The following is a 24,157-nucleotide window of genomic DNA, read 5'->3' on the forward strand; positions in this document are numbered from 1 at the left end:
GATCTCCCTCGCGTACCGCGACCGTGCAGTCACGCTACGCTCACCTGCATTCCGGCCCAGACAGACAGCTTCCCGCAGTTTCCCGCACTTCACGGCAGAACGGCTCAAGGCAACGCATGCCCCAGCACACCTCCGGGTCCGACCGCGCGGCAGTGCCCCCCGCCGCCCGGGGCACCGTGCGACCGCCCGCGCCCTCGTCGCTCGACGAGCTGTGGCGGTCCTACAAGGCAACGGGCGACGAGCGGCTGCGCGAGCAGCTGATCCTGCACTACTCACCGCTGGTGAAGTACGTCGCGGGCCGGGTGAGCGTGGGGCTGCCGTCCAATGTCGAGCAGGCGGACTTCGTCTCCTCCGGCGTCTTCGGGCTGATCGACGCGATCGAGAAGTTCGACATCGACAGATCGATCAAGTTCGAGACCTACGCGATCACCCGGATCCGGGGCGCGATGATCGACGAACTGAGGGCGCTGGACTGGATCCCCCGCTCGGTACGGCAGAAGGCGCGCGCGGTCGAGCGCGCCTACGCCACGCTGGAGGCACAGCTGCGGCGCACGCCCACCGAGGCCGAGGTCGCCGCGGAGATGGGGATCATGCTGGAGGAGCTGCACGCGGTTTTCAGCCAGCTCTCGCTGGCGAACGTGGTGGCGCTGGAGGAACTGCTGCACGTCGGCGGCGAGGGCGGCGACCGGCTCAGTCTGATGGACACCCTGGAGGACACCGCGGCCGACGACCCCGTGGAGGTCGCGGAGGACCGCGAGCTGAGACGGCTGCTGGCGGGCGCGATCAACACGCTGCCCGACCGTGAGAAGACCGTCGTCACGCTCTACTACTACGAGGGACTGACCCTCGCCGAGATCGGCCATGTCCTCGGGGTGACCGAGAGCCGGGTCAGCCAGATCCACACCAAGTCCGTGCTCCAACTCCGGGCCAAACTGGCCGACGTCGGCCACTGACGCTCTGCCACGGATCCCTCACCGTAGAGTGGAGGGCGTGCCAAGGATTCGAGCGGCCTCGGTGGCCGAGCACCGGACGATGCAGCGCGGCGCCCTGCTGGACGCCGCACGCTCCCTCCTCTCCGAAGGCGGCACGGAAGCGCTGACCTTCCCCGCGCTCGCCGAGCGCACCGGACTCGCCAGATCCTCGGTGTACGAGTACTTCCGCTCGCGCGCCGCCGTGGTCGAGGAGCTGTGTGCCGTCGACTTCCCGGTCTGGGCCGCGGAGGTCGAGGCCGCGATGGCACGCGTGGACTCCCCCGAGGCGAAGATCGAGGCGTATGTGCGCCGGCAGCTGGCGCTGGTCGGTGACCGCCGGCACCGCGCGGTCGTCGCCATCTCCGCGAGCGAGCTGGACGCCGCCGCCCGGGAGAAGATCCGGGCGGCGCACGGCGGGCTGATCGCGCTGATCGTGGAGGCACTCGGCCACCTGGGCCACGAGCAGCCCCGGCTCACGGCGATGTTGCTCCAGGGCGTGGTGGACGCCGCTGTCCGGCGCACGGAACTCGGCGTGGCGGAGACCGCCCAGGAGATCGCCGACGCGGCGGTCGCGATGGCCCTGCGGGGCGTCCGGGGCTGACCCCGCGCGGGCTGTCGCGCGTACGCGGCCGGGCCGTGCGGCACCCCCACCCCCGGTGTGCCGCCGTACGCGGCAGCCGCGTACGGCACCATTCCGTACGGCACCATTCCGTACGGTGCCGGCGCGCAAGGCGCCGCGACGTACGTCGCCCACGCGCGCGGTGTCCCGCCGAACCCCCCGGCTCCCACGGCGAGGGGCGGGCTTCCGTGCAGTGGCAGCAGCCGGGACGGGGGCCTGCGGAGCAGCCCGGGCGGGAGCAGGGACAGCGGGTTCAGGTACGTCTCGCCCCGTCGCAGGCCCCAGTGCAGACACCCCGTCGAGCAGTGGTCGCGCGGGCCCGGCGCCAGCGTGGCCACGACCTGACCCGCGCTCACCTCCTCGCCCTCCGCCACGAGCGGCTCCACCGGCTCGTACGTGATCCGCAGCGGACCGCCGCGCACGCCGGGCATGCCTCGTGAGCCCCGTGGGCCCGGCGCGGACAGGGCGATCGACAGCACCCCCCGCCCCGCGACCCGGCCCGCGTGGAACACCCGGCCCGACGCCGCGGCCCGTACCGGATCGCCCGGGGCGGCGGCCAGGTCCACACCGCGGTGGCCCGCCCCGTACGCCGACAGCGGTGGCTCCCAGCCGCGCAGCACCGTCGGCCGGGAGCCCACCGGCCATGCCCGGCCCTCGGCCGTCCCGGCCGCCGCCCCGGCCCCCGAGGCCCGCGCCCGGGCCGGTTCCGGCAGCGCCAGTACGAGGATCGGCAGGAGAACCAGCACGAGCGTCGGCGCGAGCCGGCGGACCGTGCCCGGGAACCGGCGCGGCGGGTGGAGGCGCGGCGGGTGGAGGCGCGGCGGGTGGAGGCGGCGGGCGGGGCGGGAAGCGGCGGTACGGTCGGTCGTCATGCGCTCACCGTGCCGCGTGACGCCCGGACCGCGCTGATCATGGTCCGGATCTGTGGACTACTGACGGGTTGTGGACATCGCCGTCACCCGTGGGTGCGAAGGTCCCGTACACTTCATGTGGCGATCCGGGTCACCGGGTCGACTTCGCACGCCCCGCCATCGGCCCCTTCGAGCCGATGCTCGCGCCTCTCGGTCCTCCGCGGCACGGCGCACCGGGGCGTCAGGCGCGACTGCCGTCCGGCGGACGCGACAACCGAGTACCTCAAGGAGTACGGCCATGGCCGTCGTCACGATGCGGGAGCTGCTGGAGAGCGGCGTCCACTTCGGTCACCAGACCCGTCGCTGGAACCCGAAGATGAAGCGCTTCATCTTCACCGAGCGCAACGGCATCTACATCATCGACCTGCTCCAGTCGCTGTCGTACATCGACCGCGCCTACGAGTTCGTCAAGGAGACCGTCGCCCACGGCGGCTCCATCATGTTCGTCGGCACGAAGAAGCAGGCCCAGGAGGCCATCGCCGAGCAGGCGACGCGCGTCGGCATGCCCTACGTCAACCAGCGCTGGCTGGGCGGCATGCTCACCAACTTCTCCACCGTCTACAAGCGCCTCCAGCGCCTGAAGGAACTCGAGCAGATCGACTTCGAGGACGTGGCCGCCTCCGGCCTCACCAAGAAGGAGCTCCTGGTTCTCTCCCGCGAGAAGGCCAAGCTGGAGAAGACCCTTGGTGGTATCCGCGAGATGCAGAAGGTGCCCAGCGCCGTCTGGATCGTCGACACCAAGAAGGAGCACATCGCCGTCGGTGAGGCGCGCAAGCTCCACATCCCGGTCGTCGCGATCCTCGACACCAACTGCGACCCCGACGAGGTCGACTACAAGATCCCGGGCAACGACGACGCGATCCGCTCCGTCACCCTGCTCACCCGCGTGATCGCCGACGCCGTCGCCGAGGGCCTCATCGCCCGTTCCGGCGTCGCCACCGGTGATTCGAAGCCGGGCGAGAAGGCGGCCGGCGAGCCCCTCGCCGAGTGGGAGCGCGACCTGCTCGAGGGTGAGAAGAAGGACGGCGCCGACAAGCCCGCCGAGGCCCAGGCCGACGTCCAGACCTCCGCCGAGACGGAGAAGGCCGCCGACGCCGAGCAGGCCGCCGCCCCGGCCGCCGCGGCGGACGCCGAGCAGGGCTGACCTTCCCGGATTCCGTGGTCGACGGCGGGGGCCCCGGCGGCCCCCGCCGTCCAGCCGTATCTTTCAGACTTCGAGAGAGAATTACAGATCATGGCGAACTACACCGCCGCTGACGTCAAGAAGCTCCGTGAGCTCACCGGCGCCGGCATGATGGACTGCAAGAAGGCGCTGGACGAGGCCGAGGGCAACGTCGACAAGGCCGTCGAGCTGCTGCGCGTCAAGGGCCAGAAGGGCGTCGCCAAGCGCGAGGGCCGCTCGGCCGAGAACGGCGCCGTCGTCTCCCTCATCGCCGACGACAACTCCTCCGGCGTGCTGCTGGAGCTGAAGTGCGAGACGGACTTCGTCGCCAAGGGCGAGAAGTTCCAGGCCGTGGCGAACAAGCTCGCCGCCCACGTCGCCGAGACCTCCCCGGCCGACCTCCAGACGCTGCTCGCGTCGGAGATCGAGGGCGGCAAGACCGTCCAGGCGTACGTGGACGAGGCCAACGCCAACCTGGGCGAGAAGATCGTCCTGGACCGCTTCACGCAGTTCACCGGCGGTTACGTGGCCGCCTACATGCACCGCACGATGCCCGACCTCCCGCCGCAGGTCGGCGTTCTCGTCCAGCTGGACAAGGAGAACGCCGAGGTCGCCAAGGACGTCGCGCAGCACATCGCCGCCTTCGCGCCCAAGTACCTCAGCCGCGACGAGGTCCCGGCCGAGACGGTGGAGAACGAGCGCCGGGTCGCCGAGGCGACCTCCCGCGAGGAGGGCAAGCCCGAGGCGGCCCTGCCCAAGATCGTCGAGGGTCGGGTCAACGGCTTCTTCAAGGACGTCGTCGTCACCGAGCAGCCCTTCGCCAAGGACAACAAGAAGTCCGTCCAGAAGATCCTGGACGAGGCCGGTGTCGCCCTGACCGGCTTCTCCCGGATCAAGGTCGGCGTCTGAGGCTGTACGCGATCAACCGAAGACCCCGATAGGGTCTGACGCAGCCGCCCGCGTGTGCCCGCCGGCACACCTTCGCCGACGCGGCCGGGCGGCCGCAGATCTGACGAGGAGGCCATTGCCGCGAGAGGGAACCGCAAGGACCCGGGCAATGGCCTTCTTCGTATGCGCACGAGGAGATCTCCATGGAACAGGCCGACACGAGCGGCGACGGCAACAACAGCGACCAGGGCACGCCGGGCCACGAGGACGCGGCGCGCGGCGGCCGCAAGAAGCCCCGCCGCTTCATGCTGAAGCTGTCCGGTGAGGCGTTCGCCGGCCGGGGCGCGCTCGGCGTCGACCCCGACGTCGTCCACGCCATCGCCCGCGAGATCGCCGCCGTCGTCCGGGACGGCGCACAGATCGCGGTCGTCATCGGCGGCGGCAACTTCTTCCGCGGTGCGGAACTCCAGCAGCGCGGTATGGACCGGGCCCGCTCCGACTACATGGGCATGCTCGGTACGGTCATGAACTGTCTGGCGCTCCAGGACTTCCTGGAGAAGGAGGGCGTCGACTGCCGGGTGCAGACCGCCATCACGATGGGCCAGGTCGCCGAGCCCTACATTCCGCTGCGCGCCGTGCGCCACCTGGAGAAGGGGCGCGTCGTCATTTTCGGCGCGGGCATGGGCATGCCGTACTTCTCCACCGACACCACCGCCGCCCAGCGTGCCCTGGAGATCGATGCCCAGGCCCTGCTGATGGGTAAGAACGGGGTGGACGGGGTGTACGACTCCGACCCCAAGACGAACCCGGGAGCGGTCAAGTTCGACGCCCTGGAGTACAGCGAGGTGATCGCCGGTGATCTGCGCGTCGCCGACATGACCGCGATCACCCTGTGCCAGGACAACAAACTGCCGATCCTCGTCTTCGAATTGCTGACCGAAGGCAATATCGCGCGTGCGGTCAATGGTGAGAAGATCGGCACGCTCGTGAGCGACCAGGGCACCCGGGACTGAGCCGGAGCGGCCCCGCACGGGGATGGACAAAGCCCTGCCGGTCGGACACCGTGCAGGAAAGACGCCAGGAAAGACGCGACGCAGGATCCGTCGGCCTATGAGCACGCCGGGCCCACTCAAGACACGCAGGAGCAAGTGGTGATCGAAGAGACCCTCCTCGAAGCCGAGGAGAAGATGGAGAAGGCCGTCCTGGTCGCCAAGGACGACTTCGCCGCGATCCGCACCGGGCGTGCGCACCCGGCCATGTTCAACAAGATCGTGGCGGACTACTACGGCGCCCTGACCCCGATCAACCAGCTGGCCTCGTTCTCCGTGCCGGAGGCGCGGATGGCCGTGGTCACCCCGTTCGACAAGAGCGCGCTGCGCAACATCGAGCAGGCGATCCGGGACTCCGACCTCGGGGTCAACCCGAGCAACGACGGCAACATCATCCGGGTGGTGTTCCCCGAGCTCACGCAGGACCGCCGCAAGGAGTTCATCAAGGTCGCCAAGACCAAGGCCGAGGACTCGAAGATCTCGATCCGTGCCGTCCGCCGCAAGGCCAAGGAGACCATCGACAAGCTGATCAAGGACGGCGAGGTCGGCGAGGACGAGGGCCGGCGCGCGGAGAAGGAGCTCGACGACACCACGGCGAAGTACGTCGCCCAGGTGGACGAGCTGCTGAAGCACAAGGAAGCCGAGCTGCTCGAAGTCTGATGAACGACTCTTCCCGGGGAGCCCCGCCGACAGCCGGCTATTGGGGCGCGTACGAGCAGGGGGCCGGCCCGGCGGTGGACGCCGCCCGCGAGGGGCGTCCGGCGGGCCCCGCCCACGAGGGGTATCCCGCCGCCGCGGCCCATGACGGGTACGCGGCGGGCCCGGGTCACGACGGGCGGCCGGTGGGCACCGCCTTCGACGGGTACCCGGCGGGTCCCGCCCACGACGGGCGGGACGCCCAGCAGACTCGCCCCATGCCCATCGTGCCCGACGGACCCGCAGGCGGCGGGGACCAGGACGACGACCGGGGGGCTGCCCGGCAGGACGGCCCGGCCCCCCGCGCGCGCCGTGACGACACCCCGCAGGAGCCCGTGGCCGTGCCCCCGCCCGCCCCGCCGGAAAGGCCGGAACAGCCGCGATCGGAGGAACCGCCGAAGAAGCGGGCCGGCCGTGACCTCCCGGCGGCCATAGGGGTCGGTGTCGGTCTCGGCGCGGTGGTCGCGGCATCGCTGTTCATCGTCAAGGCCGTGTTCGTCGGCGTGATAGCGGTTGCCGTGGTGATCGGGCTCTGGGAGCTGACCACCCGGCTCTCCGAGCAGAAGGGCATCAGGCCGCCCCTCGTCCCGCTGGCCGTGGGCGGCGCGGCCATGGTCGTGGCGGGGTACGCGCGCGGCCCGGAGGGCGCCTGGGTCGCCATGGCCCTCACCGCGCTCGCGGTGCTGATCTGGCGGATGACGGAGCCGCCCGAGGGCTATCTGAAGGACGTCACCGCGGGGCTCTTCGCCGCGTTCTACGTCCCCTTCCTCGCCACGTTCGTCGCGCTGATACTGACCGCCGACGACGGCCCGTGGCGCGTGCTGATGTTCCTGGTGCTCACCGTCGTCAGCGATACGGGCGCGTACGCGGTGGGCTGGCGCTTCGGCAGGCACAAGCTGGCGCCGCGCATCAGTCCCGGCAAGACGCGCGAGGGCCTGGCCGGAGCGGTCGTCTTCGCCATGGTGGCCGGCGCGCTCTGCATGCAGTTCATGATCGACAACGGGGCCTGGTGGCAGGGCCTGCTGCTCGGCCTGGCGGTCGCGGCCAGCGCCACGCTCGGTGACCTCGGCGAGTCCATGATCAAGCGGGACCTCGGCATCAAGGACATGGGCACGCTGCTGCCCGGGCACGGCGGCATCATGGACCGGCTCGACTCCCTGCTGCCCACGGCCCCCGTGATGTGGCTGCTCCTGGTGCTGTTCGTAGGCTCCTGACCAGCTCCTACGCCGCCCCGGGGCCCGCTGTCCACAGGACGGCGGGCCCTTCGTCGTACGTCTGCGACACTGGATCCACCATGCCTGTACCCGGAGAACTTGCCGACGCCTGACCGGCAAAGTGCCCTCTACCAGCGGTTTTGCCGCCGACAGAGGGCACTCATTTTGTCTCTGGGCCGTCTCTGGGCCGTCATGCGGCTTCCTGCGCGGGGCGTAGGACCTGATCCACGGCCCGGCGGGCGCGCTCCTTGCTGGTCGGCATGAGGTGCGCGTACACCCGGAGCGTCATCGCGGGGTCGGCATGGCCAAGGTACTCGCTCACGGCCTTGATACTCTCCCCAGCGTCCAGCAGTACGGACGCGTAGAAGTGCCGGAGGGCGTGCATGCCGTGTTCGCGCGCCGACTCGTGAGCCTGACCCTGATCGGCTCTGGGGATGAAGCCGGCCGCCGCGATCGCGGGCTTCCAGTCCTGAACGTTGAAGTTGCCGCGCCAGACGATTCCGCCGGCCGTGTTCGTGAACAGCAGTCGCTTGGTCACCAGCGGCCCATCCGGTTTCTTCCAGGGCAACGTGATGGCAACGGGCTTGACGGCGTCCATGTGGGCCCGGAGCGCGTCAGCCACCGCATCGGGGAGCGGCACGTCTCGTTCCTTGTTGCCCTTGGGCGGGGCGAATACGGCCTTTCCGTTGATGAGTTTCACTTGTCGCACTACGTGCAACGTGTTCCCGGTGAAATCGAGCGCGTCATCCTCAGCAAGTCCGATGATCTCCCCTTGTCGGAGCCCACAACCCGCGCCGACGTCGCTCATCGCCTGATACCTCTGGGGAAGCGCCGCACGTACGGCAAGTACCTGCTCCGGTAGCCACGGGACGACGCGCCCCGGCTCGACGGTAGGGGGACGCACGGACTTCGCGGCGCATGGATTGCGACTGAGTAGGCCGTCATCGACAGCGGCTGACAAGACGGCCCGCACGTTGGCGTAGATGATTCGGGCGTACGAACCCTCGATCGGCGAGTCTTCCAGCTCGCGAACGAGTTGCTGAATGTGCGAGGGACGGAACGAATCGAGCGGGCGGGGTCCGATCCGTGGAAAGGCGTGGAGACGTAGCCGTGTCTCCGTCGCGATCCGCGTCGTGAGATCGGTGGTCTGAGCACTCAACCAGCGCTCCGCGAACTGCCGAAACGTGGTTCGTGCCGCTTTCGGGTCGACGTACGTCCCGCTGGACATGTCGACCTCGATCCGATTCAGCCAGTCCTCGGCAAGGCGCTTTTGCTTGTCGGCGAAGCTCTTGGACTTCTCGGTGCCGTCGGGGCCGATGTAGCGGGCGCGGTAGCGCATGCCCGTGCCGTAGCGGTCGGTCCTGACGCGGATGGGCTTACCGTCAGGGCCTGTCTCGTTCTTGTACCAACGGTCTTGGATGTGGCCGGCCAAGGGTGAGTCCTTTCGAAGCACGCCACGGGGAGGGCCCGCCCGGGCCCTCCCCGTGGGTTGAGCGGTGGGTGCGGTCGCCTGTCAGGCGGCGTCCTGATCGGCGCTCTTGGCGCGGGTGACGTAGGCGTGGACGTCGGCGGGGTCGTAGCGGACGTACCTGCCGATGCGGAAGCCGGGCGGGCCTACGCGCTTCTTGCGCCACTGGTAGACGGTCTCTTTGGGGACGTCGAAGATCTCGGCGATGTCGTCGGGGGTGAGGTAGCGGTCGGGGAGGCCCGAGCGCAGAGTGTCGGTGATCGATGGGGTTGTCATGGGCGTCTCCCGAGCAGGGGGAGGGGCAATCCGGCGCTGAGGGCCGCGTATGTCCGAGGTGCGGATTTCTGCGTCACCGCGTCATCTGGGTCATTCATCCCTCTGACCAGCGGTTTTGTTGTGACGCAGGGGTTTGGGGTGCGTCAACTGGTGACGCGGGCTCTCGTCATGGGGTGACGCGGCTGACGCGGGGTGACGCAGACATGGGCTGTCTGCGTCACCGCTGTAGCGGCAGGTCACGGAGCGTTTGCCGCCCCTGAGTGACGCGGGTGACGCAGCGTCCCTTTCCTTCGGACAAGAGAGAGGGGGGTGTCTGTTGTGGTGCGGTGCGTGTTCAGGCGTGAAGAAGGAGCCGCTTCGCGGCGCGACCACCGCAGGGCGGCACGCCGCCGAACAGCAAGAGGAGCACCCCCGGGGGGTGAGGCGTGCTCCTCTTGCTGTTCACGGCGTCATGGGCCGCCGGTCAGAACGCCGGGTCCTGCTGGTGAGGGGGCAGCGGGGCCGGGGGCCGGGTCATCTCGATGTAGCGGGCCTTGCTGGTGCGGCCCCAGTCGATGAGGACGCCCCGGGCCGCGAGGGTCGGTTGAAGGCGCTTGAGACGGTCTGAGAGGACCTTGCCCGTGGTCGGCCAGCCTTTCGGCAGGGGGCGGCAGTCTTCGCCGCTGTAGAGACCCGTGAGGCAGTGCAGCCACTCAGCGGACGTCATCCGCTGCTCCGCCCCCGCGTCCAGGCTGGCTGCGTGCTTCAGCACTGTCTGTGCCAACAGGTCGCCTTCAATGACGTCATCGTTGAGGTCGTCCAGGCTGGCCCGGTAGGCGGCGAGAGCTCCCAGACCGGTGGCCGCGTCGAGTTGCGCGCACAGGTGGGCGAAGTCGGCCATGCGCAGATCGGTCGGGATATCCGCTTCCGCCGCGCGCACCTGGACCGTGAGGTCCAGCAGCGAGCCGAGGATCACGGGCAGGGCCTCTTCGAACTCCGTCCACAGTTCCGCTTCGGTGCGCCGGGTGCGGGGGCGTTCCAGACGCAGCGGCAGGAGGCGTTCGGCGAGGTCGGGGCGGATGACGCCCACGTCGATGCCGGTGAGCAGTAGCGGCCGGCGGTAGCGAGCACGCACGACGTCTCCGTCGGTGTAGAGGGCGCGTTTGATGGTTTCGGCGCCGGTGACGATGCAGCACATCAGGTCGGAGAGATCGGGGGCGAGGTGGGAGAGGTTGTCCAGGGCGGTGACCCATCCGGCGGCCACCGCCGCGATCAGGTTCTCCTCATCCTTCGGTGCCCGGCGTAGGTCGCCGGTCATGCCCTCGATGATCCGTACGAGCATCCGCCCGCCGGTGGACTTGCCCGCACCCTGGGGACCGGTGAGGAACGGGGCGGGGACGGGCACGGACGGCCCCAGGCAGCCGATGAGCCAGGCGATGGCCAGGCACTCGGTCTCGGCGTTGGCGAAGTTGCACAGCCTCAACAGCAGATCGATGCCTTTGCCGTCGGTGTCCTTGGCCGGCAGGGGAAGTTCTCCGGTGAGCTGAGTGCGCCGCCAGCACACCTCACGAGGATCGGGGGTGACGATCTCCCACCCGGTGGGGTGGATACGGACCGACTGCCCGTCATCGCGGCCCAGGTCGAGCCACGTCGCACCGTCGAACCCGGGGGCGACGCGAATGTGTACGGGCTGCACGTCCTGGTTCAGTGCCAGAGCTTCGATCAAGTCGAGTGCCTCCTTGAGGGCGGTGCCGTTGAAAACGCCGTGTCCGTCGTTGAAGAGGCCGACCATGAGTTCCTGGCGGTGGCTGCCGGTCGTCCCCTGGGAGCGGATGGGGCGGGCCACGGGGTGGCCGTTGCGCTGCGCGTACACGGTTCCGTCGGCGGTGCGGAAGTAGCGGAAGTGCGTTTGCGCGTAGTCGGTGATGATCTGGCGGGCGGGGTTCTTCTCGTCGTCGGACATGGTCACAGTCCCAACCTGGTACGGGCGTTGGTCCACGCGTCGGTGCAGTGCCGGGCCGTCTCGCCCTTGGCCTGAGCGGCGGAGAACAGTCGCGCGACGTGCGTGTCCCTGAGACAGCCGCACCGACCGTGAGTGGACAGCACGGCGAGAAAGGTGCGGTAGACCGTGGCGTGGATCGTGCTGCGGGCCTCGGTGATGCGCTGCTCCGCCATCGCGATGCCACGGTCCAGGTATGTGGGAGTGCGGTGAGGGCACTCGCCCTGTCCGCGCGTCAGGGGCACGGTGAGGGCCTGTGGCGCCGTGCGGGAGGGGGACGGTTCCTTTACTGCCAGCGCGCGCACAGCGTCCGGGAGAGCGGCCGTGGCGCCGGTGCCGGGGCCGAGCCAACGGGCGTAGGACATCGTGGACTTGATGTCGACATCCTCACGGACGCCGTTCACGGACCGCATGGTGCCCCGGTAGATCCAGTGCTCGCCCCGCGCCGTGGTCACGGTGCGGGTGGCGGGCAGGGCGGTGCGGGCCCATGCGACGGCCGCCGCGGTGTCGAGGTCCACGACGGTCAGGCCGGCGCCGCCGGGGTGGTAGGCGACGGCCCCGGCCTGCCTCCACGCACGCGCCCAGGGGTGGGAGGTGAGTACGGCCGGATCGGTGGTGGCGGCGGCCCAGGCGTGGCAGGGGGCGGGGCACTGGCAGGGGCCGGCCTCCTTCATGTTTGGCCGTCCGCCACAGGCGACGGCCGCGCATGACCGGCAGTTGCCGACGGGGAGCTTCCCGGCCCGCAGCGGCAGGACCGGCACCCCGGCGGACGCCAGCGCCAGGGCGGTGGTCAGTAAGGGGGATTCGGCGCCTACTCGTCGGATCGGGGCAGGTTGGGTCATGCTGGATGCCTCCAGTTCTGTAGGAAGTGCTTGGAGACCGGGGCGGCCGTGACTTTGGCGAGAGGCGGCCGCCCCAGCCGTGTTCAGGCGGCGAGTTCGGGTTGCTGCCACGGGGGCAGCGCGTTCAGGACGCGGGTGCGCCACTGGAGTGCGTAGGGCAGGCAGTTGGCGCAGTTCTTGTGAGTGGTGTGGCCGGGCAGGGGCGGGCGGTGCCGTGCGTGGGTGGACCAGGCGAGGGAGTCGGCGGAGGTGAGCAGGTGGCCGACCCTGGCCAAGCCCAGGGTCTTGAAGCCGAACCCATGCAGCTTGAGCCCGTGGGCGGCCATGGCGGTGACGATGGCGGCGCCCTTGGCGGTGGACTGCAGACGGCAGACCGAGCCGAGCCCCACGGTGGGCTCACGTCGAAGGTCGACCCCGGCCCGCTCGTAGAGCTCCCGGCAATGCTCGTACTCCTGGACGGTGCTGCCCTGCAGAGTGGGGATGATCCGCAGGTCCGGCGCCATGGAACGCAGTTCGAGGAAGTTCGCGACGGTCCGGCGCTGGTGTTCCACGACGCTGAGGCCGGTTCCGGCAAAGGTGTTCGGTCCGGCCTTTCCGCCATGGATGATGAGGTCTTCACACATCCAGTCCTGACCAGCAGCCCAGTCGTAGGGGCCGACGTGCTCCCAGATACGACGCAGGTCGTCCACGTACTGACGGGGTGTGCGGGTCCACCGGCCATGCTTCTGGAGCTCTGAGAATCCGCCGGAGTCGACCGCGTACCGGCCGATCGCGACCGGCAGAGTACGGGCAACGGCGAAATGCTCGGACTTCAGGAACAGCGGCACGTCCGTGAGCTTGACCCAATGCCGTTTATGGGTCGTGAGGTAGAAGCGCACGGCCGCTCCCTACAGGTTGGGGATGGCGTCGATGACGGCGGTGGAGGCGAGGAAGAACCCGAACCCGGCGGCCGTGAAGGCGGCACCGGCGCTGAGGGAGTTCGAGCGGAGCAGGAAGAACAGGACGACGAGGGAGACGGTCAGTGCCACGGCGTGCCTTTCTTCTCGGTGGTCGGGTTGGGGCGGGTGCCGGCCGCGTGGGTGCGGCGGCCGGAGTTGAGGACGCGGCGGCCGAGTCGGAGTCGGCGGCGCTGTCCGTGGCAGCGGCGACAGACCTTGGCGCGCTTGCGCAGTTCGCGAAGGCCGGTTCCGGCGCACTTGCGGCAGGGCCCGAACGGGCTGACCGCGCACAACACTGCGTAACCGGCGGCGTAGAGGAGTAGGGCGGTGCTAGCGATGAGCATCACGGGGTGACTCCCGGTTGCGGGCGGGTTTTCGGGGGTTGCGGCAGGTCAGCCGCTAGACGCTAGTTCGCTGATCAGCGGGCGGATGGGCCGCTAGCGGGGCCGCTAGACCTAGCAACGCGGCGTGCTAGGTCTAGCGGTCGTGATGGGGTCAGGCAGCGGCCCGGTCGGCGTCACGGCGCGTAATCGCGGCGGTGACGTCGGCGCGTTCGATACCGCGCCGGTTCTTGCCTTCACCGGCGTCGGTCTGGCCCCAGACCTGACCGGTCTTGATGCCCCACGGCTTGAGCGCGGCGGTGACGTTCTCGCCCTTCCACCCGGCGTAGACCTCGGGCCGCAGCTCGGTCAGCCGCGCGGCGATGCGCTCGCACCACACAGCCTTTTCGTCGGCGGCGATGACGTCGGCCACGTCAGTGAGGATGTCCGCGCCAGCTGTCTTCTCCGGGCCCTTGCCGATGGCGTGGCCGGTGACGTTGCCGTACTTCTCGCGCACCTGGCGGGCGCGGGCGGCGATGCGTTCGGCGGCGACCGCGTCCACGAACGCGGACGCGACGATGCGCGGGTCATCACCTTCACCGGCCATCCAGCAGATGCCCCGGTCGGAACGGGAGAACATCGTCGCCCGGTAGCCGGACTTGTACATGCTCGTGCCGAGCACCATGTCGTTCGCGGGCTGGCCCATCACCTTCAGGCAGAACCGCAGCACCGCGTTCGCACTGATACCGGTCGGCAGGGATTTGGCGTCGGGCCGCTGGGTGCCGAACAGAGCCACGATCCCCAGCGCCGGGCCGCGCTTGACCAGGTCGGTGCAGATCGCTTCGATCTCCTTGCCGTACTCCTCATGCTCGAACGGCACCTGGCACTCGTCGAACCCGGCCACGATCGGATGCAGCCCCAGCGCCTTGTCACTGGCCAGTTCCGGAGTCACCTTCGACTCCGGGCAGCGCGAACGCGGCAGGGACTTGATGACCTTCGCCCGGCGCCGCAGCTCCTCTTTGAGTTCCCGGAGCGCGTCGAGGACGTATTCGATGTCCTCGGTCTCTTCACCGGCCCGGTAGCGGTGGCAGACCGGTTCCAGGGCGCCGAAGTCGCCGGTGCCCTTGAAGTCGAACGCGTGGAGTTCGGCGCGGGGGTCGAGTGCGGCGATGAGCAGGAACAGCCGCATCAGGAACGTCTTGCCCATCCGCGGAATGCTGCCGACGACGACGGAGGCGAACATGAGCGTCACCGCGACGTCGCGCATGCGCTGGTCGTTGCCGAACACGACCGGCTTGAACAAGTCCACCGTGCCGGACTTCGCCAGCGGCCACGCCGGTTTGGTGGTCTCGTTCATGGGCTTGTCCCCGACCCACAGCACCAGCCGACCCTCATGCTCGGCCGGATCCGGGGCGGGCCACACACAGCCGACCTTGCGCCGCAGACCGGACGCCAGGGGTTTGCGGGACTCCATGATGTCCTCGGGGGTGACGCCGTAGGGCAAATCGAGGTCGGCGCGGTAGCCGGGCCCGTCCCGCACGATCTCCGAGACGAACCGCAGACCGTTCATGTCCCCGCCCTTCTTGATGGCGGCCGACACCTTGGCGTTGCCGATGCTGTCCAGCCCCCGCAGCACGATCGACCCGGTGAGCTTCTGCACCTCGGTCTTGAGGACGGCCGGGCCGACCACGGGGGCGTCGGGCTGCTGTCCGGCCATGCCGAGCAGCATCACCCCGCCGGCCGCGAACGCGTACAGGAAGGCGGGGGCCATGACGTAGAGCCACAGCGCGAACCCGGTCCCGAACACCGCCGCGACCAGGGTGACCATGCCGCGCAGACGCACCCGACCGGCCCGCAGACGCGACAGGCGCATGTACTCCTCCACGTCCTCGGACCGCACCGCCATCGCCCGCAGCGGCGCCGCTTCCCGGTCCCACACCCACCGGTTGGTGGAGGCCACGAACCGGCACGCTCCCCGTGGGGACATCAGCGTCAGCCGTCCGGCATACACGGGTACCCGCACCCCGTGATAGAGCGCGGAGTATCCGGCGTTCGCGACGGCGTGGCGGGCCGTGGCGGTGAAGTCCCGGCGGTTGGTCAGCCACCCGGCCAGAACCGGCTTCCGCTTCTCGCTGCGGACTCCGGGGGCGGGAAGGTGGGGGTTGTCGACCGGCACGGCCGCTGGCGCGTTTTCGGACCACCCCGACTCGGGCGCGGTCTCGGCCGGGGTCGGCGGGGCGGCGGCCGGTTCCGTCTCGGTGTCGGTGGCGGGAACCGCCCGCAGATGCGCGGGCGGCGGCGATGTATCCGTCATGCTGGGGGTCTCCTGTCTCGCCCCATGTGGGCGGTCGGGTTGGGCCCGGGGCGGCCGAACGCCCGGCCAAGGAAGCCGGCCGCCCCGGGGCGTAGTCACTTGCCGCGCTTCGCGGCCTTCTCGGCGCGCTTGGCGTCCTCGCGCTTCGCAGCCTTGTCCGCGATGCGGTCGAGCTTGCGCATCTGCTTTGTGGTCAGCTCCCCGCCCCGCAGAGCGGCGACAAGGGAGATGCCGAGCACGCGGGCGGCCTCGGTGTGGTTGATGTCGTCGTAGTCGCTGATCCGCACGGCGGCTCCGTTCCGGGCCGGACTGTCCGGCTCCCCACCGCGCCCGGCACGTAGGCCGGGCGCGTCTGGGCAGCCGTCAAGCCGGCCGGAGCTCGTGCGTGTGGCACAGGACGGGGCCGATCAGGGGACTGATGCGGTGGACGGTCCACCGGCCGGCCGTGAGCGGGCCGGGCGGCACCTCGTCCACGATCCGGCCCGTCCGTCCGACCGCGCGAGGGTCATCCGCACACGCGACGATGCGCACCTTGTCGCCGGGCTTGAACCTCATGACCGCCCCTTGCGTAGGGCCTTGGCGGCGGCCTTGCCGTCCGTGCCGCCGACCGTGCGCACGACCGTCACCACGCCCCACGCTGTGGCGACGATGACCAGGGCGACCACAGCGAGGGACGCGGCCATGGACGTGATCGCGGCGATAAGCATCGGACCGAAGTAGACGGACGCGCCGACCGCCCCGGCACCGACCCCGGCACCGAGGGCGACGCGTTGCGTGGTCCGGTCCGGCGGGGCCTGATGGATGTGCTGGTGCACGATCTGCGGTTGCTGCTGGATGGCGGGCAGGTGGGAGGGGTCGACGTAGACATGCCGCCCGTCCGGGAGCTGCACCACCGCCTGTGTCTGGGCAGGGTCCATAGTGGTCCTTCCTGGGTGGGAGGGGTGCGGGAGTGCCCCGGGCCGGATTTGATCCGGCGCCCTCACGGCGTGGATGCCGGGGCTGGTGTGCGGGTCAGGCGACGCGTGAGCGGCCGGTGTCGGCACTCGAGGTGAGTTGCAGGAGGGCTGCCGTGGCCTGTTGCGGCATGACGCCGTTGCCGAGTGCCTTGAGCTGTGCGCTGCGGGACAGTGCGGGGACGTCGGTGACGTGGCCGGCGGGCAGGCCCATGAGCCATTCGACGAAGGGCGGGTTCAGCCGTCCCAGAGCGTCAGTTGGCCGGGGAGCGGGGCGCCCGAGGACGGCTTCCCAACGCGTGACGGCCGGGCCGTACTCGCCGAAGTCGATGCCGGGGGCTGTAGCAGCATCGTCGCGTCCGTCAGGGTCCTGCCGTACCCGCCGGCGTAGGGCGTCCCGTCCGGCCGATGGTTCCGTGTTCCGTTCGAGTCGGCGACGGTCGGCGTGGGCAGCAGCTCCCCCACCTCCGCCGCCAGGCTCTTGCCGTGCCTGCCTGCTTCCTGCGACGGGGTGCGTCTGGTCTGCCGGTTCTCGTTCTCCGACGCCCGTGGGGTGGGCAGCAGAGAGACGACGTGCCGCAGATTCATCCCGCCCTGGGCGGCGTGTCCGGGCCCGGTGTTCTCCGAGGTCGACGGGGTCGGAAGCAGAGAGGTGACGGCGGTGGGAAGCTGCCCCCTCTGCCCACCGCCGCGCCAGTCCCTGGCTGCCGGTGTCGGCAGGCCACGCGAGGAAGAACAGTCGGTTGCGCTGGTGAGCGGCGCCGATGTCGGACGCGCGTACACAGCGCCATTCCGCATCGAACCCGAGCGCGGCAAGGTCACTGAGCACGGTGTCGAATCCGAGGGAAAGGTGACCTGCGACGTTCTCAAAGACCGCGAGCCGGGGTCGTAGAACCCCAAGGGCACGGGCAATGTCGGGCCAGATGTGCCGGGCATCCTTGGTTCCCTTCCGTTTGCCGGCGGAGCTGAAGGGCTGGCACGGGTAGCCGCCCGTGACGATGTCGACCGGTTCCACCGTGTGCCAGCCGACGGCCGTGAGGTCCCCGAGGTTGGGCACGCCGGGGTAGCGGTGGGCGAGGATGCGGGCGGCTCCGGGGTCGTTGTCCGCCACCCACGCGAGCGTGCCGCCGAAGACGGCCTGTACGGCCATGTCCAGACCGCCGTAACCGGTGCACACCGAACCGATCCGCAGCGCGCTCACGCGGACACCTCGGAGGGGACGAGGGAGAGCTGGCCGGGAGACGGTTGCGGGCCGCGTTCGTCCTCCAGGCGGGCGAACACCTTCTTCACGTACGAGGTGCTGCGGGTGGCCTGTCGCGCGGTCTCGGTGACCGGGGTGCCCATCACCCAGCACGCGCGGATCACGTTCGCCGCCGCTTCGGTCGGCAACCTCTCGCCGGGCTCGCCGGTCACCTCTTCGCCGGTGTCCGACGCGGGGACGGCGAGTGGCCACACCCGGCGGTCACCACAGATGACCAGCGCAGAGACATCCTCGGATGCGGACGGCCGCTCCGGGCGGGCAGGCGCGGCGGTGGACACCTCCGGCGCAGCGGTCGGGGCCCCCTCGATGGGGTGCTGCACTGGATCGGAAGCGGGCAGCGGGGTGACCACGGGCACCACTGGTTCGGTGTCCGGCCGGTGGTGGAGAACCTTCGCGACGAGGTCCGAGCCGAAGTAGATCGACCCGACCGGAAGCGAGGTGGCGAGCAGAACCAGGGCCCAGTTGGCGGGGTCCCAGTCGGCCAGTCGACCCCAGTCGACCGACCGGCCGTGCAGCGCGGGCACGAGTCCGTGGACGTAGTTCAGGATGAGCGAGGCGATCGTGTAGGTGGCGAGCACCCGCAGCGCGAACCGCCGGTCGTCCCGGTCCGTCAGAACCAGGGTGGCGATGAGGGCCAGTGCCATCAGTCCGTCGACTACGAACGGGTACAGGTTCGCGGCCGTCTCGTCCGCCCCGATCGCACGGGCCACATCCCGCAGCGCGTTCCACGACACCCGAAACGCCATGGCGACCACGCCGACCAGCGCCAGGACGAGCAGCGTCTTAGCCGTGCGGTTCATCGCTCGCCACCCTCAACCGTCACGATCAGGCTCGCGATGACGACCCCAGCACGGCCCACCAGAAAGGCCAGGTCGGCATCCGTCACGGTGGCCCAGTCGATGCCCTTCAGGTCGGAGAGCAGCCGGCGGGCACCCTCCACACAGTGCTGGTCCGTGCCGGTCAGCGGGCGGGCGCTCATACCGCACCCCCCACCGCGATCACAGCGGCCACGATCAGCAGCACACCGGCGACCCCGATCAGGTCGACCGCCCGACGGAGGTTCGAGAACTTCCGCACAGCGAGACGAGACAGGCCCGCGATGTCCTGTGCGCGGGTGTCCTCGGACAGAGCAGCAGTGATTTCCTCAACGGTGAGCGTGGCCCACCGGGGGAAGCCGAACGGCCGTTGCCGCCGGCCGCCAAGGTTGGGGCGGACCGCCCGGAGCAGGAGAGCCGCCGCAGCGAGCAACAGGGCGACGCCGAGCCCGCCGACCACGTACGCGGCGACCGGCAGACGCACGCCGGACGAGATGGACCAGATACCGGCCAGCAGAGCCCCGACGAACGCCAGCAGCAGGGCCGTCTTGTTGTCGGTCCGCGCGATCTCCGCCTTCACTTCCGCGTGCGCGGACGTGAGGTTCTTGTCGAGGGCGCTCACGCGGCACCCCCGGGCACGGTCGTCTCGGTAGCGGCGCGGTTCGAGAGCTCCCGGCGGGCGGCCAGCGCCCGGTTCCGGGCCCGGCGGATCCGCCGGATGTCCAGCTCGGTCGGCGTGCGGTCGAGGGTGACGATGTGCGCGTCCAACAGGTCGACGTCCGCCGCGATGACGGGCATCTCCACCTCGATCGCGTCCAGCTCGGCGGCCGTCGGCTCAAGCCACGGTTCGAACGCCGTAACAGCGTCCTGAACAGTAACGATGTGTTCCATTGGGTCGTGTTCCTCTCAAAGGCGGAACGGCCCGTTGCGGCTCCCGGGGTGCCACCCGGGAGCCGCGTGCCGTTGAAGTCGGTTCCGGCTCCCCTCAGCGCTGCTCGTGCGAGACGAGCAGCGGAGGCAACCGGCCGCCGCAAGAGGCGGCGAAGGTCGTAGATGCGCGGGCCTGAGCCGCGCCGGACACCTTTTGCGGGAGGTGACGGCCCGTCGTACGCGATATGGATCTGTGCCTCAGTCCCGCTCCTCCGAGGAATCGCATCTCGGTCTCTTCGCGTGGCGTGCCCGCCCTCGGGCAGATCCGTTCTTTTGAGTCGGCTCGTGTCCCTCTCGGGGAGGTGACCGACTGGTCTCCACTCGCCCCGGCCGGAGTCGTCACGGCCGTCGTACTGCGGTGGATCACGCTGTGGAGTTGTTGTGCAGCTCGAAGCAGCCCAAAGAGAGGCCCTTCAAGGCAGAGCTACGTACATGACACCCCGTATGGCTTGTCTGGAGGAGTGCCTTGGCAAGAGGATGCCCGGGGGCGGGTTGGAGAGTCAAGCCCCCTGGTCTACCTTGTCTGGAGGAGCTCACTTCAGGAGGCGGGAGGCGCCATGCGGCGCGGCATGACGAAGGCTCAGGAAATCGCGGCTGATCTGCGAGAACAGATCGAGTCGGGCGACCTTGAAGGAGGTGCGGCCCTGCCGAGTGAGGCAGAGATGATGCGCGCCTACGGGTACAGCCGAGAGACCATCCGCGCCGGCGTGCGCATGCTGGTCGATGAGGGGTTGGTTGTCACCGGCCAGGGGCAAGGCAAGTACGTCCGGCAGGACTTCGAGCGTGTCGTCTGGAACTGGACGACGCTGGAAAGTCGCAGTCGCCACGCGACCGCCGTTGAGGGCAAGACCGCCGGCGACCAGTGGGCCAGCGCGGTTTCCGGTGACGGGAAGACGCCCCGGCAGGAGATCAGCGTTTCCATCGTGGAGCCCCCGGAGCACGTGCGGGAGTCCCTTGGTCTGCCAGAGGGAGGGCTAGCGGTCAAGCGGCAGCGCGTGCGGTACGTCGACAGTCGACCGTACGCACTGGCCGACTCGTACTTTCCGCCGGACCTGGTCACCGGAACTCCTCTGATGGAGCCACGCGACGTATCCGCCCCCGGCGGGGTGCTCGCGTCGGTGGGCCTTATCCAGGTCAGGTATCGAGACGAAATCACGGTGCGCATGCCGGCGCACAAGGAAGCGGAACTTCTCGCCCTGCCCGCCGCTACCCCCGTGGCGGAGCACACCAGGACTGGCTACGACGCAGACGGAAAGGCGCTGCGTTGTATGGTCACGATCCTTCCGGGAGATAGGCACAAGATTCTTTATGAGGTCGACAGTGACTGAACGGCTACGCCCGGCGGCAGGTGCCGACATTCCCGCGTTGATGAAGCTGCGAACCGAAGCAGAAGAGTGGCTTAGGTCCAAGGGAACCGATCAGTGGAGCGATCCCGAAACCGGCGCCCGTGCCATCGGGAAGTGGCACGAAGCGATTGACGAGGGGCGCGCGTGGGTGGTCGAGGATCCTGCGAAATCGATCCTCGCGACAGTGAGCCGGGGGCCCGTCGATCGGGATTTCTGGACCGATGAGGACCGGCCCGAATCCGCGTTCTACCTGTACAAGCTCATCGTGTCGCGAGCGGCGGCGGGCCGGAAGCTTGGTGCGCGGATCGTCGACTGGACATCCCGGGTGGCGGCCGTCGAGGGGCGGACGTGGGTGCGCATCGACACGTGGCGGTCCAACACCGACCTACACGCCTACTACGAGCGCATCGGTTTCAAGCACGTACGGACCGAGAGCCCGGATCACCGGCGGTCCGGGTGGCTCGCGCAACGGCCGGTCGACGCGCTCGCGCACCCCGATTACCTGCTACGGGTCGGCTCTCCGTACGTGGAGCGGTAGTCGCCTCTGGGCCGTCTGTGGGCCGTCCGAGGGCGGCCCACAGCGGCCAATGATGACCAATGACGACCTACGCGGGCCCGATGTCAGACAGGTCACAGCGGGTCGTCTGCGACACTGGATCCACCATGCCTGTACCCGGAGAACTGACTTTCGTCGCGCCCCGCGGAGCCAAGAAGCCCCCGCGGCACCTCGCCGACCTCACCCCCGCCGAGCGCCGTGAGGCGGTCGCCGCGGTCGGCGAGAAGGCCTTCCGCGCCAAGCAGCTGTCACAGCACTACTTCGCGCGCTACGCCCATGACCCCGAGCAGTGGACGGACATCCCGGCCACCGCGCGCCGGAAGCTCGCGACGGAGCTGCTGCCCGACCTGATGTCGGTGGTACGGCACATCTCCTGCGACGACGACGCCACCCGTAAGACGCTCTGGCGGCTGCACGACGGCACGCTCGTCGAGTCCGTCCTGATGCGGTACCCGGACCGGGTCACGATGTGCGTCTCCTCGCAGGCGGGCTGCGGGATGAACTGCCCGTTCTGCGCCACCGGACAGGCGGGCCTGGACCGCAACCTCTCGACCGCCGAGATCGTGCACCAGATCGTCGAGGGCATGCGCGCCCTGCGCGACGGCGAGGTGCCCGGCGGGCCGTCCCGGCTGTCCAACATCGTCTTCATGGGCATGGGAGAGCCGCTGGCCAACTACAACCGGGTGGTCGGCGCGATCCGCCGGCTGACCGACCCGGCGCCGGACGGGCTCGGCCTCTCCCAGCGCGGGATCACCGTCTCCACGGTCGGCCTGGTGCCCGCGATGCTGCGCTTCGCCGACGAGGGGTTCAGCTGCCGGCTCGCGGTCTCGCTGCACGCGCCGGACGACGAGCTGCGCGACACCCTCGTCCCCGTCAACACGCGCTGGAAGGTGCGGGAGGTGCTGGACGCCGCCTGGGAGTACGCGGCGAAGTCCGGCCGCCGGGTCTCCATCGAGTACGCGCTGATCCGCGACATCAACGACCAGGCGTGGCGGGGCGACCGGCTGGGCCGGCTGCTCAAGGGCAAGCGGGTGCACGTCAATCTGATCCCGTTGAACCCCACCCCGGGCTCGAAGTGGACGGCGTCGCGCCCCGAGGACGAGCGGGCGTTCGTGGACGCGATCGCGGCGCACGGCGTGCCGGTGACCGTACGGGACACGCGTGGCCAGGAGATCGACGGGGCATGCGGTCAGTTGGCGGCCTCGGAACGGTAGAGCGCCGCCGGGCGCGGCGAGGCCGCCCGCGCGGGTGCGCGGCCGCCCCGGGTGTGCGGAGACCGCGCTCGGGTAATCTTGGCTCGAACCAATTGCATATTTTCCGACAGGGGAGCGCCACAGCGCTGAGAGTGCGGTACGGACGCGTCAGATCCGGTCCGGTCCGCAGACCCTCTGAACCTCGCCCAGGTCATTCTGGGTAGGGAGTTCGGACATCACTCAAGCTGTTGCGCCCTGCCCGTCGCCGGTCCCCGGCCGCGGGCGGGGCCGCGTCTTCTCCTGGCATTCCCAGGAGGAAAACCAGTGGGCATCACCAGCATCACCAGGACGGCGTGCGCCGCACTCGCCACCGCGCTCGGCGTCTCGGCGCTGGCCGCGTGCGGAGGGTCCGGCTCCGGTACCGGGGCGTCCGACGGGGCGGGCGGGTCCGGGTCGAAGACCGTGACCCTCGTCAGCCACGACTCGTTCGCCGCCTCGCCGGGTGTCCTGAAGGAGTTCACCAAGGAGACCGGCTACACGGTCAAGGTGCTCAAGAGCGGTGACGCCGGAGCAGCCCTCAACAAGGAGATCCTCACCAAGGGCTCGCCCCAGGGCGACGTCTTCTTCGGCGTCGACAACACCCTGCTCTCCCGGGCCCTCGACAACGGCCTGTTCACGCCGTACCGGGCCAAGGGGCTCGACCGGGTCGACGCCGGCACACAACTCGACAAGGACAAGAACCGAGTCACCCCGGTCGACACCGGTGACATCTGCGTCAATTACGACAAGAAATACTTCGCCGACAAGAAGCTGGCGCCCCCGTCCTCCTTCGACGACCTCCTCGAGCCCGCCTACAAGAACCTGCTCGTGACGGAGAACGCGAGCACGTCCTCGCCGGGGCTCGGGTTCCTCCTGGGCACGGTCGCCCGGTACGGCGACGACGGCTGGCAGGACTACTGGAAGAAGCTGAAGGCCAACGGCGTCCAGGTCGTCGACAGCTGGGAGCAGGCGTACAACGAGAACTTCTCCGGTTCGGCGGGCGGGAAGAAGGCCCACGGCGACCGGCCGCTCGTCGTCTCGTACGCCTCCAGCCCGCCCGTCGAGGTGCTGTACGCCGACCCGCGTCCCGGCGAGGCTCCGACCGGCGTGGCCACCGGGACCTGCTTCCGGCAGACCGAGTTCGCCGGGCTTCTCCAGGGCGCGCGGAACGAGGCCGGCGGAAAGGCCCTGCTGGACTTCCTGATCAGCGAGAGGTTCCAGGCCGACATGCCGCTGAACATGTTCGTGAACCCGGTGGTCGAGGGAGTGCGCCCGCCCGAGCTGTTCACGAAGTTCGGAGCCCGGGTCGACCGCCCCGAGACCGTGGCACCCGACCGGATCGCCGCCCACCGAGAGCAGTGGATCCAGTCGTGGTCCTCACTCGTCGTGAAGTGACCGCGAAGTCCGCGAAGTCCGCA

General features: G+C 69.7%; 27 protein-coding genes, 1 pseudogene and 1 riboswitch. Of the genes and pseudogenes, 11 read left to right on the top strand and 17 right to left on the bottom strand.

Annotated features, from left to right (window positions below):
* Window positions 1-116: 116 nt before the first annotated feature.
* Both whiG and IG02_RS0127290 read left to right on the top strand, forming a co-directional pair.
* The gene (whiG, locus tag IG02_RS0127285; protein WP_030753602.1) at window positions 117-953 is read left to right on the top strand and encodes an RNA polymerase sigma factor WhiG; all 837 of its coding nucleotides are present in this window, start codon (window positions 117-119) and stop codon (window positions 951-953) included.
* A 61-nt stretch (window positions 954-1,014) separates the two neighbouring features.
* Window positions 1,015-1,572, top strand: coding sequence for a TetR/AcrR family transcriptional regulator (locus IG02_RS0127290; RefSeq protein WP_030753605.1), 558 nt, complete (start codon window positions 1,015-1,017; stop codon window positions 1,570-1,572).
* Window positions 1,573-1,898: 326 nt separating this feature from the next.
* On the opposite strand, the pseudogene IG02_RS39865 reads toward IG02_RS0127290, so the two are convergent.
* Window positions 1,899-2,462: pseudogene (locus IG02_RS39865) on the bottom strand (hypothetical protein); the annotation flags it as partial.
* Between the two features lie 277 nt (window positions 2,463-2,739).
* Between IG02_RS39865 and rpsB the strand changes: the two are divergent.
* From rpsB to IG02_RS0127315, 5 genes are all read left to right on the top strand, one after another.
* Window positions 2,740-3,645 carry a 30S ribosomal protein S2 gene (rpsB, locus tag IG02_RS0127295; protein ID WP_030753608.1) on the top strand — a complete coding sequence of 302 codons (906 nt, stop codon included), beginning with the start codon at window positions 2,740-2,742 and terminating at the stop codon, window positions 3,643-3,645.
* Window positions 3,646-3,735: 90 nt separating this feature from the next.
* On the top strand, window positions 3,736-4,572 hold the full coding sequence (gene tsf / locus IG02_RS0127300; RefSeq protein ID WP_030753611.1) for a translation elongation factor Ts: 837 nt from the start codon (window positions 3,736-3,738) through the stop codon (window positions 4,570-4,572).
* Between the two features lie 284 nt (window positions 4,573-4,856).
* Entirely contained in the window at window positions 4,857-5,564 is a 708-nt protein-coding gene (gene pyrH, locus IG02_RS0127305) for a UMP kinase (protein WP_234314933.1), read from the top strand.
* Window positions 5,565-5,702: 138 nt separating this feature from the next.
* Entirely contained in the window at window positions 5,703-6,260 is a 558-nt protein-coding gene (frr, locus tag IG02_RS0127310) for a ribosome recycling factor (RefSeq protein WP_030753619.1), read from the top strand.
* Window positions 6,260-7,510, top strand: coding sequence for a phosphatidate cytidylyltransferase (locus IG02_RS0127315; protein WP_030753622.1), 1,251 nt, complete (start codon window positions 6,260-6,262; stop codon window positions 7,508-7,510). The genes frr and IG02_RS0127315 overlap by 1 nt, the downstream gene beginning before the upstream one ends.
* 190 nt (window positions 7,511-7,700) lie before the next feature.
* Here IG02_RS0127315 and IG02_RS0127320 read toward each other — a convergent pair whose 3' ends face one another.
* From IG02_RS0127320 to IG02_RS0127390, 16 genes are all read right to left on the bottom strand, one after another.
* Complete coding sequence (locus IG02_RS0127320) at window positions 7,701-8,942, bottom strand: tyrosine-type recombinase/integrase (protein ID WP_030753625.1); 1,242 nt, start codon at window positions 8,940-8,942, stop codon at window positions 7,701-7,703.
* 81 nt (window positions 8,943-9,023) lie between these two features.
* A complete protein-coding gene (locus tag IG02_RS0127325; protein WP_030753628.1) occupies window positions 9,024-9,254 on the bottom strand; it encodes a helix-turn-helix domain-containing protein in 231 nt (76 codons plus the stop codon).
* Between the two features lie 463 nt (window positions 9,255-9,717).
* A complete protein-coding gene (locus IG02_RS0127330; RefSeq protein ID WP_030753631.1) occupies window positions 9,718-11,196 on the bottom strand; it encodes a hypothetical protein in 1,479 nt (492 codons plus the stop codon).
* A 2-nt stretch (window positions 11,197-11,198) separates the two neighbouring features.
* Window positions 11,199-12,074, bottom strand: coding sequence for a bifunctional DNA primase/polymerase (locus IG02_RS0127335; protein WP_030753634.1), 876 nt, complete (start codon window positions 12,072-12,074; stop codon window positions 11,199-11,201).
* Between the two features lie 83 nt (window positions 12,075-12,157).
* Complete coding sequence (locus tag IG02_RS0127340) at window positions 12,158-12,952, bottom strand: DUF7221 family queuine tRNA-ribosyltransferase-like protein (RefSeq protein WP_030753637.1); 795 nt, start codon at window positions 12,950-12,952, stop codon at window positions 12,158-12,160.
* Window positions 12,953-12,961: 9 nt separating this feature from the next.
* On the bottom strand, window positions 12,962-13,102 hold the full coding sequence (locus IG02_RS42275) for a hypothetical protein (RefSeq protein ID WP_199814095.1): 141 nt from the start codon (window positions 13,100-13,102) through the stop codon (window positions 12,962-12,964).
* A complete protein-coding gene (locus IG02_RS39870; RefSeq protein WP_078854872.1) occupies window positions 13,093-13,356 on the bottom strand; it encodes a hypothetical protein in 264 nt (87 codons plus the stop codon). Before IG02_RS39870 ends, IG02_RS42275 begins: the two co-directional genes overlap by 10 nt.
* Window positions 13,357-13,507: 151 nt before the next feature.
* Window positions 13,508-15,646: a cell division protein FtsK gene (locus tag IG02_RS0127350; protein ID WP_030753639.1), complete on the bottom strand. Its 2,139-nt coding sequence runs from the start codon at window positions 15,644-15,646 to the stop codon at window positions 13,508-13,510.
* Window positions 15,647-15,741: 95 nt separating this feature from the next.
* Window positions 15,742-15,933 carry a hypothetical protein gene (locus tag IG02_RS0127355; RefSeq protein ID WP_030753641.1) on the bottom strand — a complete coding sequence of 64 codons (192 nt, stop codon included), beginning with the start codon at window positions 15,931-15,933 and terminating at the stop codon, window positions 15,742-15,744.
* A 76-nt stretch (window positions 15,934-16,009) separates the two neighbouring features.
* Window positions 16,010-16,201, bottom strand: a complete 192-nt coding sequence (locus IG02_RS0127360) for a hypothetical protein (protein WP_030753644.1) — start codon at window positions 16,199-16,201, stop codon at window positions 16,010-16,012.
* Window positions 16,198-16,563, bottom strand: a complete 366-nt coding sequence (locus IG02_RS0127365) for a DUF6251 family protein (protein WP_030753647.1) — start codon at window positions 16,561-16,563, stop codon at window positions 16,198-16,200. The genes IG02_RS0127360 and IG02_RS0127365 overlap by 4 nt, the downstream gene beginning before the upstream one ends.
* Before the next feature lie 94 nt (window positions 16,564-16,657).
* Window positions 16,658-17,800 carry a DNA cytosine methyltransferase gene (locus IG02_RS0127370; RefSeq protein ID WP_030753650.1) on the bottom strand — a complete coding sequence of 381 codons (1,143 nt, stop codon included), beginning with the start codon at window positions 17,798-17,800 and terminating at the stop codon, window positions 16,658-16,660.
* Entirely contained in the window at window positions 17,797-18,660 is an 864-nt protein-coding gene (locus tag IG02_RS43115) for a DUF2637 domain-containing protein (protein WP_234314926.1), read from the bottom strand. The genes IG02_RS0127370 and IG02_RS43115 overlap by 4 nt, the downstream gene beginning before the upstream one ends.
* Window positions 18,657-18,839, bottom strand: a complete 183-nt coding sequence (locus tag IG02_RS0127380; RefSeq protein WP_030753657.1) for a hypothetical protein — start codon at window positions 18,837-18,839, stop codon at window positions 18,657-18,659. The genes IG02_RS43115 and IG02_RS0127380 overlap by 4 nt, the downstream gene beginning before the upstream one ends.
* Window positions 18,836-19,297 (bottom strand): Pycsar system effector family protein, encoded by a 462-nt coding sequence (locus IG02_RS0127385; protein ID WP_030753660.1) that lies wholly within the window; start codon window positions 19,295-19,297, stop codon window positions 18,836-18,838. Before IG02_RS0127385 ends, IG02_RS0127380 begins: the two co-directional genes overlap by 4 nt.
* Window positions 19,294-19,566, bottom strand: coding sequence for a DUF6284 family protein (locus IG02_RS0127390; protein ID WP_030753662.1), 273 nt, complete (start codon window positions 19,564-19,566; stop codon window positions 19,294-19,296). Before IG02_RS0127390 ends, IG02_RS0127385 begins: the two co-directional genes overlap by 4 nt.
* A gap of 608 nt (window positions 19,567-20,174) precedes the next feature.
* Here IG02_RS0127390 and IG02_RS0127395 point away from each other — a divergent pair.
* From IG02_RS0127395 to IG02_RS0127410, 4 genes are all read left to right on the top strand, one after another.
* Window positions 20,175-20,933: a GntR family transcriptional regulator gene (locus tag IG02_RS0127395; protein ID WP_030753664.1), complete on the top strand. Its 759-nt coding sequence runs from the start codon at window positions 20,175-20,177 to the stop codon at window positions 20,931-20,933.
* Window positions 20,934-20,973: 40 nt separating this feature from the next.
* Window positions 20,974-21,489 (top strand): GNAT family N-acetyltransferase, encoded by a 516-nt coding sequence (locus tag IG02_RS0127400; RefSeq protein ID WP_234314927.1) that lies wholly within the window; start codon window positions 20,974-20,976, stop codon window positions 21,487-21,489.
* A gap of 125 nt (window positions 21,490-21,614) precedes the next feature.
* Window positions 21,615-22,721, top strand: coding sequence for a 23S rRNA (adenine(2503)-C(2))-methyltransferase RlmN (gene rlmN, locus IG02_RS0127405; protein WP_030753668.1), 1,107 nt, complete (start codon window positions 21,615-21,617; stop codon window positions 22,719-22,721).
* A gap of 98 nt (window positions 22,722-22,819) precedes the next feature.
* Window positions 22,820-22,945: riboswitch (TPP riboswitch) on the top strand.
* Window positions 22,946-23,030: 85 nt separating this feature from the next.
* On the top strand, window positions 23,031-24,134 hold the full coding sequence (locus tag IG02_RS0127410) for a thiamine ABC transporter substrate-binding protein (protein WP_030753671.1): 1,104 nt from the start codon (window positions 23,031-23,033) through the stop codon (window positions 24,132-24,134).
* Window positions 24,135-24,157: the final 23 nt, after the last annotated feature.

The sequence above is a fragment of the Streptomyces sp. NRRL F-5135 genome (assembly GCF_000719775.1).
GTDB lineage: Bacteria > Actinomycetota > Actinomycetes > Streptomycetales > Streptomycetaceae > Streptomyces > Streptomyces hebeiensis.

Bases quoted from the DNA above. Each gene is read 5' to 3' on its own strand.
- whiG (WP_030753602.1), top strand. From the start codon at position 117: ATGCCCCAGCACACCTCCGGGTCCGACCGCGCGGCAGTGCCCCCCGCC.
- rpsB (WP_030753608.1), top strand. From the start codon at position 2,740: ATGGCCGTCGTCACGATGCGGGAGCTGCTGGAGAGCGGCGTCCACTTC.
- tsf (WP_030753611.1), top strand. From the start codon at position 3,736: ATGGCGAACTACACCGCCGCTGACGTCAAGAAGCTCCGTGAGCTCACC.
- pyrH (WP_234314933.1), top strand. From the start codon at position 4,857: ATGCTGAAGCTGTCCGGTGAGGCGTTCGCCGGCCGGGGCGCGCTCGGC.
- IG02_RS0127315 (WP_030753622.1), top strand. From the start codon at position 6,260: ATGAACGACTCTTCCCGGGGAGCCCCGCCGACAGCCGGCTATTGGGGC.
- IG02_RS0127325 (WP_030753628.1), bottom strand. From the start codon at position 9,254: ATGACAACCCCATCGATCACCGACACTCTGCGCTCGGGCCTCCCCGAC.
- IG02_RS0127330 (WP_030753631.1), bottom strand. From the start codon at position 11,196: ATGTCCGACGACGAGAAGAACCCCGCCCGCCAGATCATCACCGACTAC.
- IG02_RS0127335 (WP_030753634.1), bottom strand. From the start codon at position 12,074: ATGACCCAACCTGCCCCGATCCGACGAGTAGGCGCCGAATCCCCCTTA.
- IG02_RS39870 (WP_078854872.1), bottom strand. From the start codon at position 13,356: ATGCTCATCGCTAGCACCGCCCTACTCCTCTACGCCGCCGGTTACGCA.
- IG02_RS0127350 (WP_030753639.1), bottom strand. From the start codon at position 15,646: ATGACGGATACATCGCCGCCGCCCGCGCATCTGCGGGCGGTTCCCGCC.
- IG02_RS0127360 (WP_030753644.1), bottom strand. From the start codon at position 16,201: ATGAGGTTCAAGCCCGGCGACAAGGTGCGCATCGTCGCGTGTGCGGAT.
- IG02_RS0127365 (WP_030753647.1), bottom strand. From the start codon at position 16,563: ATGGACCCTGCCCAGACACAGGCGGTGGTGCAGCTCCCGGACGGGCGG.
- IG02_RS43115 (WP_234314926.1), bottom strand. From the start codon at position 18,660: ATGAACCGCACGGCTAAGACGCTGCTCGTCCTGGCGCTGGTCGGCGTG.
- IG02_RS0127380 (WP_030753657.1), bottom strand. From the start codon at position 18,839: ATGAGCGCCCGCCCGCTGACCGGCACGGACCAGCACTGTGTGGAGGGT.
- IG02_RS0127390 (WP_030753662.1), bottom strand. From the start codon at position 19,566: ATGGAACACATCGTTACTGTTCAGGACGCTGTTACGGCGTTCGAACCG.
- IG02_RS0127395 (WP_030753664.1), top strand. From the start codon at position 20,175: ATGACGAAGGCTCAGGAAATCGCGGCTGATCTGCGAGAACAGATCGAG.
- IG02_RS0127400 (WP_234314927.1), top strand. From the start codon at position 20,974: ATGAAGCTGCGAACCGAAGCAGAAGAGTGGCTTAGGTCCAAGGGAACC.
- rlmN (WP_030753668.1), top strand. From the start codon at position 21,615: ATGCCTGTACCCGGAGAACTGACTTTCGTCGCGCCCCGCGGAGCCAAG.